This is a genomic window from Mucilaginibacter flavus (assembly GCF_030409315.1).
Taxonomy (GTDB): domain Bacteria; phylum Bacteroidota; class Bacteroidia; order Sphingobacteriales; family Sphingobacteriaceae; genus Mucilaginibacter; species Mucilaginibacter flavus.
In genome coordinates, this window is sequence record NZ_JAUFPS010000075.1 from 1 (window position 1) to 14,535 (window position 14,535).

A 14,535-nucleotide genomic window follows, 5' to 3' on the forward strand; every position below is an offset into this window, starting at 1 on the left:
AAACAAGGCATAGATAATCTATTCTTTGCCCTTTGTCAAATAAAAAAGAGGCTGTACCATGATTTATGATACAGCCTCTTTTCTTTATGGTTATGTTTTATGATTTCGGGTTCAGATCATTTTAGCCCCCATTTACCAAATAATTTTACCGCTTCTTCGTGAGGTACTACCTCACCGCGATCGGCTTGGTCTAAACCCTCCAATACATCTTTTTGCTGATTCTCACTTAAGCTGTCAACCCAATTTGACTCCCTGTTTGAGGTAATAATTACCTGCGAAATATTCAGTTTTTTTGCTTGTATATTCATTTTGCCGATTTTATACTGAATGGGATTTTTCAACATAACGGAGTGGATAAATACATATTGCCAGGAAATCACTTTTGAAATTCAGGAGGTACCTCCGGAGCCAAAGTATTGGGTTCAAATGCTATAAACACGGGACTCCGCTGGAGTCTTAGTTTTCTTCGCTCCGTAGGTGCATCGTGTTTATAGTGATAGGTGTATCGTGTTTTGGCTCCGTTAGGTGCCTCCTTTATAAAAGAGACTGGCCTTACATCTATAGTCCTTATTAGCTACTCCACCTCTTCCATCAGGGTATTAAACATCACAAACTTTTCTTCAAACTTTGCCTGGTGGGCCGCTTGTAGCCTGTGCAAATGGTTCATATAATATTGCTGAAAATGCTCGATGGTTTCGGCATGGTATTGAAGGCAATAAGTAACACCCTCGTTTGGCGAATCAATAACAGTTAAGATGCGGTATGAGCTGAACAAGCCGGTAGCCATCACCGCCGGGATATGAATAGTTTTCATGTAATGAAGCCATTCTTCCTGTACGGCCTCATCCAATATTATGGTGTCGTTGTATACAATCATGGAGGTAAAAATAGTTAATTAAGTTGATTGAGTTGGATTAAGTTGATTTAGTTGACTTGGTTCGATTAATATGTACAACGAAATCTTGCCGCCATTGGAATGTATTCTGAAAATTCTATAATTCTGAAAATTCTGATTCAGACAACTCATTCTAACTCAATCAACCACTCACTTAATCCAACTTAATCAACCAACTCACGACTCCGCTTTATCGCCCCTTAACAATCTGAATCGTTTGCGGGCTTCATTGATCCATAGGCTGCCGGGGTAATCGGTGATGATTTTTTGATACCAGGTTTTGGCGTTGGTTTTATCATCGAGGTGATTTTCGTAGATATCGCCCAACATGAAAACAGCGTCATCGGCCCAAAGCTCGGTGGGGTGATCATCAAAGATCTTTTTGAGCAGGGGCACCGCATCGGTATAGTTTTTTTGCTGGATAAGGATGCGGGCTTTTGCCATCAGGATATCATCGCTTAAACTATTGCCCGGAAATTTTTTGTCGATGCTGTCCAACGCCATTAGGGCCTTCGCGGGTTGCTCAGCGAATATCTGTAGATCGGCCCGGGCATATATCTTGAGTGCCGCGCCCGAGCTATCTATGGCCACATTATCATTAATGAGGAGTAATAAATTAAGAGCGTCGTTAGCTATTAATTGTGACGTAGCCGCCTTTAATACATCAAGCTGTCCCTTGGCCCAGGTAAAATCGCCGGTGTAATAAGCCATCTTCGCGTTACGGAATTTGGCATCCTGCGCTATGGCGGTATTAGGGAAATCTTTTTCAACCTGGCTGTACAGCAGGGTTGCTTCCCAGGGTTGATTATTCAAAAGGTAAACATCGCCCAAATCTAACTTGCAGGATGCCAGTAATTCGGCCCGGATATTGGGAATGGCAACCGCGCTTTCCAATAGTTTTTGAGCATCGTTGAGCTTGTGCAATTTAAAGGCCTGCAGATTTGCCAGTTTTTGCATAGCAAATACAGTGTTATTGTTGCGGCCAAACTCGGTAAGTAAAGCGATGTAATCCTGCTCCAACCCTAAGAGATCGGCAGGCAGGTATTTGCCGGTGGTAACCTTTAAGTTTTTGGTGTTGATAAGTTCAATTTTCGACGGAATATACAAAGGGTTGCCATTGCCTTTGGCTATAATATATTCGTAACCACGGATGGCGGTATCATACGCTTCATTGGTGGTAAGCGTTCGGCATAGTTCATAAATAGTATTCCCGTCGTCATTTTGCCGTCTGCTAAGTGCCAGGGCCTGATTAAGCGCCAGATCATATTCCTTTTGCTGCATGTATTGCCAGGTAAGTAACTCGGCGTAGATGGTTTGCTGCGGATCTTTTTGTATTCGCCTTAACAAAGCCGTTTTTAACGCTTCATAATCGGCTTCACCCTCAAATATGGTAGCGAGGTTGCTTTCGGCCTGGGTAATGAAATTAGGATTTTTGGGCAAAAAGTTTAGATACTCGTCAACAAGCGAAATTTTATCCCGCTTAAAACGATAAAGGTTAATAAGCTCGTAAGTAAACAAATCATCACTCTTGAGCAGCTTGCGGCCCTGCAAAAATATTTTGATGGCATAATCGGTATTCGCGCTTTGATAAAATTGATTGGCCAGGTTGGCTATCTCCATTTGATCGGCAGGCAGATTTTTCAGCATGTCGTCGTAAATGGCATTAGCCTTATCAAGGCTCCCTTGCTGGGTGTATACATTGCCCAAAACAATCTGGTACTCGTTAACGTTGGGATGTTTGCGAATTAGTTTTTTGGTAACGCTTTCGGCCTCGCTAAACTTTTTGAGGTTTAGCAGGGTGTTAACATAGTAGGAGTAATAAGTTTCGTTGTTTTGTTTAAAAAGTTTTTGGTATATCTCCAATGCTTTTTGAGGCTCGCCGTTGGTGTTATATTGCATGGCCAGCTGCAATTCATTGTCTTGCGCAAACACCCGGGTTGCACCCATCAAAACAAAAGTAATAATTGCAACTAAAAGCCTCATTCAATCAAAAATAGGTAATTAATATTTATACAACGTCCGTTTTTGCTTAATATTCGTATAAGGAGGTAACAGGGTAAAATTGTAGTGACATTTTGATAACGTTAACTTATTTTATCTAATTTGACCTGATTAATAAAACACGATAGGTTGGGTATGCTTCGTCGCTTAAGGATTTTGTTGTTTATTGCATTAGTTACCATTATATGTTCCTGTAAAGAGCATATAAAGCAAATTCCTATTGTCGATTTTTTTAAAACTCCCGGGAAAACGGCTTTTAAAATATCGCCAGATGGCAAGTATATCTCTTATTTAAAGCCGTATAAGGATAAGCAAAACTTGTTCATCCAATCGCTTGACGATGGTGCCGAACGCATGGAAACTTCTTTTGAAGATTACCCCGTGCGCGGCGATTATTTTTGGACTTACAATAATCAACTGGTATTTAACCAGGATATTGTAGCTAACGATGGGTTTAAAATGTACGCGCTTGATGTATCAACCCAAAAGATGCATACTATTTTGTCGTTAGAAAAAGTGAAGGTGAACCTGGTGAACCGCAATAAGCAGCAGCCAGACATTATCACCGTTAAAATGAATAATCGCGACCCCGCCAATTTTGATGTTTACCGGCTTAATATTAAAACCGGGGAGCTTACACCTTACCTGGTAAATCCCGGTAATATAACAGATTGGTTTCCAGATCCGGATGGCACCATCAGGCTGGAAAGGGCATCAGATGGGGTAGATGAAACCATCCTGTATCGCCCTGATGAGCAAACTTCTTTTAGGCCCATTATTCAGAATAACTTTAAAAACTCGGTAAGACCAATTGCCTTTACCGGGGTGAAAAATAATTTCTATGCCTTATCAAACGTAAACCGCGATAAAACAGCTTTGGTTGAAATTAACGCGGAAGATGGTAAAGAACAACGCACCATTTTTAGCAATGATAAAGCCGATGTAACGTTTGTGGAATATTCCAAAAACAAACACCGTATTGAATTTGCCGGTTGGGATGAAGCAAAACCTCACAAACACTTTTTAGCGCCCGATATTGAACATATCCATAATGTACTGCAGGAGCAGTTAAAAGGCAACGAGATTAGGGTAGTTGACCGCGATAGCGCTGAGAACAAATTTATCCTGAGTACTTATACCGATCGTAATCCGGGATCGGTTTACCTGTTTGAAAACAGCACCTGCAAGCTAACCAAGCTTGGCGATGTAAACTCATCATTAATACCGGCCGAATTGTGTGCTATGCAGCCTATAAGTTACAAAGCGAGCGATGGCTTAACAATTAACGGTTACTTAACTATGCCCCTGGGCGATAAAAAGACTAACCTACCCGTGGTAGTATTGCCGCATGATGGCCCCTGGGCGCGCGATTCCTGGGGATATGATGAACAGGTACAGTTTTTGGCCAATAGAGGTTACGCCGTTTTCCAGGTTAATTACCGCGGATCAACCGGTTATGGCAAAGCGTTCAGGAGCGCGGGTTATAAACAAGTAGGCGGTAAAATACAGCAGGATATAACCGATGGCGTACATTGGCTTATCAATAAAAAAATAGCTAACCCTAAAAAGATAGCCATATTTGGGGGCCGGTTTGGTGGTTTTTCGGCTTTATATGGTTTATCATACCACCCGGAATTATATAATTGCGCCGTGGTTCAATACGGGCTCATTAACTTTTTTACTTACATTAAAGACGCGCCGCCATTTGTTAAGCCGTATTTAAAAATGACTTACGAAATGGTTGGCAATCCCGAAACGGATGCCGATTTGTTCAGGGCCATTTCGCCGGTTTTTCATACCGATAAGATAAAGGTGCCGCTAATTATTTTCCAGGGGGCTAAAGACCAACGGGCCAACATCAGCGAGTTAAACCAGTACGTGCGAGAATTGCGCAAACACGATGTGGATGTTAAGTACTTTTTAAAACCCAATGAACGCGCCTATTTTCGAAGCGAGCATAACCGCCTTGAAATGTATACCGAAATAGAGAAGTTTTTGGCCGATAATATGAGGGTTAAACCATAATGGTTATGCCGGTACAAAAGAACGCTTACCGCAAAAATTTTTCGCTGATCGTCATTTTCCTGGTGCTCATATCCATCACTTTTGTGGTAGCGCTTTTTATCTCCTACAACCTCACCTCAAAATATGTAGAGAATGAATTTGCTTCCAAAAAAATAGAGGTGCTGGAGCAAACCATTAAACCTTATAATGACTTTTTTGGGAATAAAGTCCCCGAGATAACCTCCTACCAGGGTTTTCTTGATTCAGCATCCGCCCGTAAATATGTAGCATCGGTTTTTCAGGATTACGCGTTTGTAAAGCGTGTTGTTTTTTATGATGTTTTAATTGGCGGCCGCCCAACAGCCATTAGTACCCGGCTTAATAATATCGATATTTCGCTCAAGTCTACTTTTGTGTTTGGTCATAAAAGGGGCCGAATCTGGAGCACAAAGCAGGTACACCCGGCCGACGAATCTGATTTTAGGCAGATGGCGGCCAAGCTGAGTATTTACATCGCTTTTTCTGATACCACCCGGGTACCCACGCAGGATGAATTGTACAAAACCTTTTGGGATGTAAAGCCCAACAAAATAACCTATACCAATATTTTGCGCCGTCAGGACGTAAAAGTATTTCGCGAATTGCAGCATGGCATAGTACCAATGGAGGCTTATAAACAAAACATGATGACTTTTTACCTCGATCCTTTTTTGCTCAAGGTAAAAAATACGCATCCCGAGTTGTACCAAAATGTATCTATCCAGCCGGTGGTTTATGATCCTATAGATAGCGAAGGGAATAAACTGATAACAGAAGTATCGTTACCTATAGCTTTTTCTGATTATAAATTGTTTTTCAGCTCGGAACAGGGGTATCTAACTGCCGAAACCAATCGTCGGTTTATGCCTATTGGGGCAGCTGTTTTGGTGATAACCCTGTTTTTGGTTGCCATAGGCTGGCTTATATACCGTAACCTTAACGTTAACCTTAAGCTGTTTAAACTGCAATATGATTTTATTAACAACTTTACCCATGAGTTTAAAACCCCGGTAAGCGTTATAAAAATTGCAGGTTCCAATTTGCGGGGCGATGGTGAATTAACCGAGCGGCAGCGCAAGCACTACGGCAAAATTTTAGATGAGGAGGCAGATAAGCTAAACGATTTGATGAACAAGTTGTTATCATTCACCCAACTCGAAAATAAATCTATCAGTATTAAAAAAGAAGAGATTGTGGTGGATGATTTTGTTGGCCGGTATATGGATACTTTTAGAATTAAATACCCGGAATTTAAGATAAATTACAAGGCTGATGGCATACATATATTTTATACAGACCCGGTGCTTTTAGGGAGTGTTTTTCAGAATTTGATTGAGAACGCTTACAAATACTCGCACCCTAAAAAGAAAGAACTGAGTATAAATATTACGCAAAAAAAAGGAAACCTGATATTCTCTTTTATTGACAGAGGAATAGGCATCCCAAAAAACGAACAGCATAATGTGTTCAAGAAATTTTATAGAATAGAGAATCAATATAACCAAAATGGAAGCGTAGGTTTGGGTTTGGCATTTTGTAAAGAACTGGTTAATTTTATGAACGGAGATATCACCGTTAACAGTAAGGTTGATGAGGGCTCGGAATTTATAGTTACGCTTCCAAACGAAAATTAAATTATGAACAAAGAAATTAAGATTGCGCTGGTTGAAGATGATGAGAACCTGCGTTTCCTGGTTGCAGAGCGTTTGCAAACCGAAGGTTATAAAGTTTTGGAAGCCGATAACGGGGACGACGCCGAAGAGATGATCCTTACCGAACAGCCAGACATTGCTTTATTGGACTGGATGTTGCCCGGTAAAACAGGATCGGAAGTGTGTGGCAATATTCGCGAAAAAGGCTACGATAAACTGGTGATTATGATGACCGCCAAAGCCCAGGATGTTGACAAAATTGAGGCTTATAACTTCGGTGTATCTGATTATATCACCAAGCCATTTAATATGGATGTATTGGTGGCGATGATTGATAGCAAGATTAAATTCAGCCTGAACAGCGAAAAGGCAGAATCATACAAGTTTGCGAACATGGAGCACTTGCCAAATACGCACTTGCTGATTCGTGACGGCCGAAAAATTGAGCTTACCATATTGGAAAACCGCATCCTGCTTTACTTCCTTAAAAATAAAAACAAGGTAATTAACCGCGAAGAACTGATGATGGAAGTGTGGGGTTATAACGCCGATGTTAATACCCGTACCCTGGATATGCACATTGTTCGCCTGCGTAAAAAAATAGAAACCAATGCCGATTCGCCGCAGTACTTACAAACTGTGAGAGGGATAGGGTACAAGTTTGTATATAATCAGTAATTTTTGATTTCGGATTTCGGAATTTCGATTTCGGATTCGCAGAACCTCAGACTGCGCTCCCGCGAGCTTTCAGCTCGTGGGTAACATGGTTGCAGCTTTCAGCTGCACTCTTCAAAAAAACGAGTCTGGTTTGGTGTCGTAAGCTAAAAGCTTACCCCAGATTTACCCACGAGTTACGCTACGCTAACCTCGCGGGAGTTTAAGGTTTTGCAGAAGTTCAGACTTACCAAGTTTTTAAAACTTCGTAAGTCTTGCTCATCAATTTTTTATTCTTCTTTAGCGTACACCCTCGCCAAAATAAACTCCCCAAATAAAGTTCTTTCGCCAAGAACTTTATATCGCTGCGAGTTAAAGCGCGCTACTATCTCGGGCAGCTTACTCGCCTCAATCCCGCACACTATCCTGAAAAATAAAAACATACTTTTTAGTAAAAAAGCCTGCCACCATTTGCCCGTTAGCTGAAAATCGCAATTGAGCCATAAGGCTCCCGGCTTAAGCAAAGTATGGATTTTATTAAATACTGTTATTAGCGTTTGCTGGGTGAAATTGTCAAACAGAAAGGGAGTTATGGCGACGTCAAAATCGGGGGAGACGGATGCCTTTTCAATAACGTTATTAATGAAAGTGACTTGATTATTGCCGGTGTTTCTCCTGCGGGACAAGGCCATCATATCTGGTGCTACTTCAACGTAAGTGATGTTTAGCCCCGAAGGATATAGCCTGGTAATTTCTTCCAAAATCCAGCCTGTACCACCGCCTGCTATCAGGATGTTACTATTTGGTTTAATATAACTAATTAAAAAAAGCTGGGTATTTACAATGGCCTTACCATAAACCAGGCGCGATAGGCGGTCATAAAACCAGGCGGAGTTTTTGAAATTGGCAGCCATGTTAATGACTGCTGAAAATGAGGTGAGCTACTATCAAAACCACGTATTGAAGAATCAATACGCCGTCCATGAAAAAGAAATAGTAATACTCGTCTTTTTTCCAGGCCGATTTAAAAATAAGCCAGCCGGTTAAAAAAGTTGTTAAACTTAACGCGAAAAAATCAACACTAAAGCCGTTTTGCCTGAACAGGAAAAGCAGTACAATATACCCGGCCAGCAGTAATTGGCAAAACAGGTAGGCCCTTTTTTCGCCGAGAACCGTTGGTATGGTTTTCATGCCCATTTTAAGGTCGTCAAACAAATCGCGGATGTCAAATGGTATAGTAAGCGCGCCTATGAATAAAAAGCGCTTGGCGATAAGCAAAGTGGTGTCGTGCATAGAAATATTTGTCAAATGCAGGTGCATCGACTCCAACACGGGGAATAACACGCAACTCAGTGTCCAAACTAAAGTAATCAGGAATGGTTTTAAGCCGGGGATATTACGCAGACCAAACTTCTGTTCGCCAACAGCAAATAAGGGTAAGCTGTATGAAAATGATAAAATGCTTAAAAAGATGAGCAGTATTTTTGACTCAGTAGTAATTAAAAAGAATAGCGGGATTAGCGATAACAGCGATACAATGGTAAAAGTTACCATCAACCGGTAGTGGGCAAAAAACCAACGTACCCTAAAATAAGGCGAGGCCTCGGGCTTTTTGGGCTTGGTGATAATAATACAAAAGTTGTAGATGCCGAGGGTAGAAGTAAATAGCAGCCCTACAACGGGCAGTACAGGTTTGGAGCCAATTAACTCAAATGTTACCAGTGCCTGCGCCACGGCGCAAAGCGACATGAAAATATTACTGAATAGCAGAAAATCAAAAACAAGTTTAAATATTTTCTTCATCGAGTAATGATTAACATGTGTAGATGTTTTTATGCCTGTTTAACAGAAGGATTATGCCCGGCTTTTAATGTAAATATCGTAATCTCTGGTAAAATTCCAACCCTGCCGTATAAACCAACAAAGCCATAACCAACATTAACATATAATTGTTGGCTGCCTTGTTGATAATGGCCTGCCCATTCTTTATAGATCATTTCTATCGGGCTCCATTGAAAGTCATCGGTACGTACGCCAAACTGCATGCCGTGGGTATGACCCGAGAACATGGCATCTATCTGCGGGTAATCTTTTAATACCTGTGCCCGCCAATGAGAAGGATCGTGGGATAACAATAATTTTACAGGCAGGTCATCGGTATTTTTAGTAGCAAGGTCCATGCGCCCGTATTTTGGGAAACGACTGTATTCGCCCCAGTTTTCAATCCCCAGGATGCCTATTTCTTCGCCATCCACCTTAAGTCGGCGGTTTTCATTCAGTAACAGATCCCAGCCCATGTTTTTATGGGTTTGAATCAAATCCTGGTGGTTTTTGATTTTATCCAAAGGATTTGGCCAGTCGCCATAATCGCCATAATCATGGTTGCCGAGAGAGGAGTAAACACCAAGGGGGGCTTTCACTTTGGCAAAAATATCCTGGTAATCATTCATTTCGCTGGCCTGGCCGTTAACCAGGTCGCCGGTAAAAAATATCAGATCGGGCTTTTCTTTCAGCAGCATTTCCACACCGCCTAATACCGCTTTCTTTTTATAAAAACTGCCCGAGTGGATATCAGAGATCTGCCCCAGTTTAATGCCGTCAAATGCTTTGGGCAAATTGGGGAGATATAAGGTTTGATACCTTACATGATAATCATATAAGCCCTTGGGCATTTCTATTTTGATAGCCGCCAGCGGTACCGCGCCGGCAAGCAGACCAGCTTTTAATAAAAACTCCGAACGGGGGATAGCATCAGGAATAGGTACGGTAGGGCTATTGGCCGATAAGTTTTTGAAACGGTTTTTATGCCAGACGCGTAAGCGCCTGATATCGTCGGCCAATAAAAAAGGCAAAAATGCCAGCTTGCCAATAAATATCAGCGAAAAGCCAAGCAAGCCCGCCGCGCGTACGCCAAGCCCTACCACAGGTATGTACGCTCCGATTAACAGGCCGCCGATAAGAATAGCATTAGCTGCCCAATAAAAAAATGAAAATTCCCGTTTGCGCAGGAATTTCCATTTTTGAAAAGCGCCCTGTAAGCCGTGAAGTACGTACAGGTCAACAAGTAATAGTGCCGATATGATGAGTAAAATATTAAGCGCTTCCTGTGTCATTGACGGCAAAGGTAGCGATTAATAGCGGTCGTCATCTATATCCAGATCATCTTCATCGGGCTGCAAATTAAACAGGCTGTTAAACATATCAGAAAATGCGAAGCCGTTATCCAGGAATCCTTTGTTCAATTGCGAAAATTCCGACAGGCCATGCAGCACAAACTCCATCAGTAATAACTGCTGATTTTCGTTTAAGCGGGGCTGCTGTTTTTTAACCAACTCTTTTAAGCCGGCAACCTCATTTAATTCTTTTTTATAATCCTGGAAAGACATGTCATCAACCAGAGCCAGGTTATTGCCTTCGCCAAACCAGTTGATAATGCTGGCATATGGATTTACACCTTTGGACTTTTTAGCTTTTTCCGGATCGGGGAAGAATGCTAATAATAATGTTTTGATGGCTTTGCCTATTAAGATATTGGCCACTTTGCCCGGCCCTTCTAATTCTCCCTCATAAACCAGCTCAATTTTGCCGGTGATAGCAGGGATAACGCCCAGGAAATCGGTAATGCGTACAAAAGTATTTGGCTCATGGTTCATGATCATGCGGCGCTCGGCATTGCTGATCAGGTTTTCATAGGCCGATATGGTTAAACGAGCGGATACGCCCGATTTCTTATCAATGTATTCAGAATTGCGGGCTTCAAAAGCAATTTGCTCTACCAGATCTTTCACCAAATCGTCGGCTTCAACAGTTTTGCGTTGCTCATCTGTAAGCTGGGCTTCCTGTTGGGTAATTTTCCTACTGATTTCTACCGTGCGCGGATAGTGGGTAAGAATCTGGCTTTCGATGCGGTCCTTCAGCGGCGTTACTATCGAACCACGATTGGTATAATCCTCGGGGTTGGCGGTAAACACAAACTGAATATCTAAAGGTAAACGTAATTTAAAACCACGGATCTGGATATCCCTTTCCTGTAAAATGTTAAACAACGATACCTGGATGCGGGCCTGTAAATCGGGCAGTTCGTTAATTACGAAGATACCGCGGTGGGCACGTGGAATTAAGCCGAAGTGGATAACCCTTTCGTCAGAATAGGTAAGTTTTAATGTGGCCGCTTTGATAGGGTCAACATCGCCAATTAAATCGGCAACAGTAACATCGGGCGTAGCCAGTTTTTCGGTGTAACGTTCAGAACGGTGAATCCAGCCTATTGGGGTATCGTCGCCTTTTTCTTCAATAACGCTGTGACCATACCATGATATTGGCGCGTAAGGATCATCAAACAGATCAGATCCTACAATATAAGGCACGTACTCATCCAATAAATTGATGAGCAAGCGGGCAATACGGGTTTTAGCCTGGCCGCGCAAGCCTAATAATAAAATATTATGGCGGGATAGGATGGCGGTTTGCAAATCGGGAATTACGGTATCTTCAAAACCGATAATGCCTTCAAAGCCACCTTCGCGTTTTTTAAGCTGCTCAATTAAATTGGCACGTAATTCATCTTTAACCGAACGGCTTTTATAACTCGTTTTTTTAAGTTCGCCAAGGGTTTTAATATCTTGTAATTTGTTCATTCTATATATTGATGGTCCGGAAGTCGGAAAGTCCGAAAGTCCGAAAGATTTTTTTAAGTCCGGAAGCCAGTAAGACCGAAAGTCCGGAAGATTTAATTTTTTTTCGTTTTTCTTGCGGACTTCCCGGACTTCCGGACTTTCCGACTAAAACTACCTAACTGTTTTTCTTCTATTCTTAATGTAGTCCTCAAAAATGTATTCACCTAAGCCGTTTAATGAGCTATAAAAAGCCTTGCCGCCGTTTGTTTCCGTAAACTGGCGTACAAACTGTTGCAGGTAGGGGTCTTTAGCTATCATGAATGTGGTGATAGGGATTTTTAAGCGTTTACACTGGGCGGCCATGTTCAGGGTTTTGTTAACCACTTTTCTATCCAGCCCGATGCTGTTTTTATAATACTTGGTACCTTCCTTTAAGCAGGTAGGTTTACCATCGGTGATCATAAAAATTTGCTTGTTATGAGTTTTTCTACGACGTAGCAGATCCGTAGCCAATTCCAAGCCGGCGTAGGTATTGGTGTGGTAGGGGCCAACCTGTAAATAAGGCAAATCTTGCAAGGTTATAGGCCAGGCATCGTTACCAAAAACCACAATATCTAAAGTATCCTTAGGGTATTTGGTGCGGATGAGTTCCGCCAATGCCATCGCTACTTTTTTGGCCGGGGTTATGCGGTCTTCGCCATATAAGATCATGGAGTGCGATATATCAATCATCAACACGGTAGAAGTTAGGGTTTTATAGTCCATTTCCTCTACTTCCAGGTCGCGCTCGGTCATCATAAAATCGCCGATGCCGTGATTAACCTGGGCGTTGTGGATAGATTGGGTCATATCTATCTGATCCAGGCTATCGCCAAACTCAAACTCACGGCGTTCGGCATTTTTTTCATCACCCTGGCCCGATTGCGGTGAACGGTGATTGCCTTTGCCCGATTTTTTGAGCTTGCCAAAAATCTCTTCCAATGCCGATTGCCGAATGCTTTGCTCTGTTTTAGCGGTAATGTTAAAACCACCACTTTGCTGATCATCGCTCAGGTATCCTTTTTGTTTAAGCTCGTCAATAAAATCGCCCATACCATAATCATCATTGGTAAGGTTGTATTGTTTATCAAGCTCATTTAGCCAGGCTAAAGCTTCGCCTGCATCGCCCGCGGTGTAGTTGAGCAACTCAAGGAATAATTTCAATAATTCTTCAAATCCGCCTTTAGGGATTTGGTTGGGGGTAAACTTGGAAAATCCAAAACCACGCATATTTTGTCCTTTCTGTACTATAAAGGAACGGATTATTTTCAGGAAAAGTTTGGCTGTACAACCATTAAGATGAATTGTTAGCTAAGTATGACAATTACTGGATGTGCAGATGTGCGGATTACAGATGTGCAGATTTTTTTAATTTGAAAATGGGGTAGATGTGCAGATGTGCGGATTACAGATGTGCAGATTTTTTAATTTGTGGATTTGAGAATGGCAGACCAATTAAATAGTAAAGGCCGATAGTGTTTTTTCTATCAGCCTTTTATTTTTTTGAATTTTTACTTTTGAATTTTGCCTTTACAAATACGCCAGGCTGTGCAGCAATTCTGGTGGGTAAACCGGGTTGGCCCCGCGTTGGCTGGCTACGAAGGCACCTACGGAGCAAGCTTTATCAACCACTTTTTGCATGGGGTGATTACCCATTATGCCGGCTATAAAGGTAGCCAGGAAGGAGTCGCCGGCACCTACAGAATCGGCTACTTGTACGGGGCAGCCGGGACTTTCATAAAATTCGTGATCGTGCCAAACTATGGCGCCGTGTTCGCCACGGGTAACGCAAATGGTACGACTATGATATTTAGAGCGAAATTCGTTGATCTGCTCTTTTAATGAACTGCTGCTGCCGCCAATAAGCAAAGCCGCTTCTTCTTCATTCATCTTCACCACATCGGCCCGGGCCACCAATGTTTCAATGGTTGAAAGAGTATAATGAGGCGGACGAAGATTGACATCAAACACCTTCAACGCGTCCGTTTCATCAAGCAGGTTCAACAAGGTTTCGCGGGTTTTGGCCGAACGGCAAGCCAGGCTGCCATAAACAATAGCTACTGAGTTTTTGGCGGCTTGTATCAATACATCAGTAGTTTCAATAGCATCCCATGAAACAGGCTCGGGTATAATGTAGGTAGCCTGGTTGTTTTCATCAAGCTGCACGGTAACCTCGCAGGTTGGATATTCATCCTCCTGCTGAATAAGGTCGCTATACAAATCGTTTGCTTTTAAAAATTCAATCAGTTTGTCGCCACTGCCGTCCATCCCCACAGAGCTTGCCATAGCCGACTCTACGCCTTGTTGTACCAGGTGACGGGCCACATTCATAGGTGCGCCGCCGGCTTTTTTACCATCGCCAAAGGCATCCCATAAAACCTCGCCAAAGCATAATACCTTATTTTTCATAAATTGAGTTTGTTGTTAGGGCTGTAAAATCAAATATAGACAGGATTTTGGGGATTTTAACACGATTTAAAGATTTGACAGTGCAGACAGATTGTGTCAGAACCTGGATTAAGCAGATTTATCAGATTTTTGGATTTTGATTCGTGTCTCGTCCTGAAAAAAGTTTACGTTTTTTTTCTTTAATCCTGTTAGTTGTTTACAAATATAGATTAATCCCAAATACGCT

At 42.1% G+C, this 14,535-nt stretch carries 12 protein-coding genes; 3 read left to right on the top strand and 9 right to left on the bottom strand.

Going from position 1 to position 14,535, the window contains the following annotated elements; translation table 11 throughout:
- Positions 1-116: 116 nt before the first annotated feature.
- From QWZ17_RS23780 to QWZ17_RS23790, 3 genes are all read right to left on the bottom strand, one after another.
- Positions 117-308 (bottom strand): hypothetical protein, encoded by a 192-nt coding sequence (locus QWZ17_RS23780; RefSeq protein ID WP_290307820.1) that lies wholly within the window; start codon positions 306-308, stop codon positions 117-119.
- Between the two features lie 266 nt (positions 309-574).
- Positions 575-877, bottom strand: coding sequence for a DUF4286 family protein (locus QWZ17_RS23785; protein WP_290307821.1), 303 nt, complete (start codon positions 875-877; stop codon positions 575-577).
- A gap of 195 nt (positions 878-1,072) precedes the next feature.
- Positions 1,073-2,878 carry a tetratricopeptide repeat protein gene (locus QWZ17_RS23790; RefSeq protein WP_290307822.1) on the bottom strand — a complete coding sequence of 602 codons (1,806 nt, stop codon included), beginning with the start codon at positions 2,876-2,878 and terminating at the stop codon, positions 1,073-1,075.
- A gap of 153 nt (positions 2,879-3,031) precedes the next feature.
- On the opposite strand from QWZ17_RS23790, the gene QWZ17_RS23795 reads away from it, so the two are divergent.
- From QWZ17_RS23795 to QWZ17_RS23805, 3 genes are read left to right on the top strand one after another with little or no spacing between them, the layout of a single operon-like run.
- A complete protein-coding gene (locus tag QWZ17_RS23795; protein ID WP_290307823.1) occupies positions 3,032-4,921 on the top strand; it encodes an alpha/beta hydrolase family protein in 1,890 nt (629 codons plus the stop codon).
- Between the two features lie 5 nt (positions 4,922-4,926).
- Positions 4,927-6,573, top strand: coding sequence for a sensor histidine kinase (locus QWZ17_RS23800; protein ID WP_290307824.1), 1,647 nt, complete (start codon positions 4,927-4,929; stop codon positions 6,571-6,573).
- Positions 6,574-6,576: 3 nt separating this feature from the next.
- A complete protein-coding gene (locus QWZ17_RS23805) occupies positions 6,577-7,269 on the top strand; it encodes a response regulator transcription factor (protein ID WP_290307825.1) in 693 nt (230 codons plus the stop codon).
- Positions 7,270-7,535: 266 nt separating this feature from the next.
- Here the strand turns inward: QWZ17_RS23805 and QWZ17_RS23810 are convergent, their stop codons facing one another.
- The 6 genes from QWZ17_RS23810 to QWZ17_RS23835 form a co-directional block, all read right to left on the bottom strand.
- Positions 7,536-8,159, bottom strand: a complete 624-nt coding sequence (locus QWZ17_RS23810; protein WP_290307826.1) for a class I SAM-dependent methyltransferase — start codon at positions 8,157-8,159, stop codon at positions 7,536-7,538.
- A gap of 1 nt (position 8,160) precedes the next feature.
- The gene (locus QWZ17_RS23815) at positions 8,161-9,048 is read right to left on the bottom strand and encodes a UbiA prenyltransferase family protein (protein ID WP_290307827.1); all 888 of its coding nucleotides are present in this window, start codon (positions 9,046-9,048) and stop codon (positions 8,161-8,163) included.
- Between the two features lie 29 nt (positions 9,049-9,077).
- Complete coding sequence (locus QWZ17_RS23820; protein WP_290307828.1) at positions 9,078-10,358, bottom strand: metallophosphoesterase; 1,281 nt, start codon at positions 10,356-10,358, stop codon at positions 9,078-9,080.
- 18 nt (positions 10,359-10,376) lie between these two features.
- Complete coding sequence (locus QWZ17_RS23825) at positions 10,377-11,882, bottom strand: sigma 54-interacting transcriptional regulator (protein ID WP_290307829.1); 1,506 nt, start codon at positions 11,880-11,882, stop codon at positions 10,377-10,379.
- Positions 11,883-12,032: 150 nt separating this feature from the next.
- Positions 12,033-13,130, bottom strand: a complete 1,098-nt coding sequence (locus tag QWZ17_RS23830) for a vWA domain-containing protein (protein ID WP_290307830.1) — start codon at positions 13,128-13,130, stop codon at positions 12,033-12,035.
- Between the two features lie 300 nt (positions 13,131-13,430).
- On the bottom strand, positions 13,431-14,309 hold the full coding sequence (locus QWZ17_RS23835) for a carbohydrate kinase family protein (protein ID WP_290307831.1): 879 nt from the start codon (positions 14,307-14,309) through the stop codon (positions 13,431-13,433).
- Between the last annotated feature and the right edge of the window lie 226 nt (positions 14,310-14,535).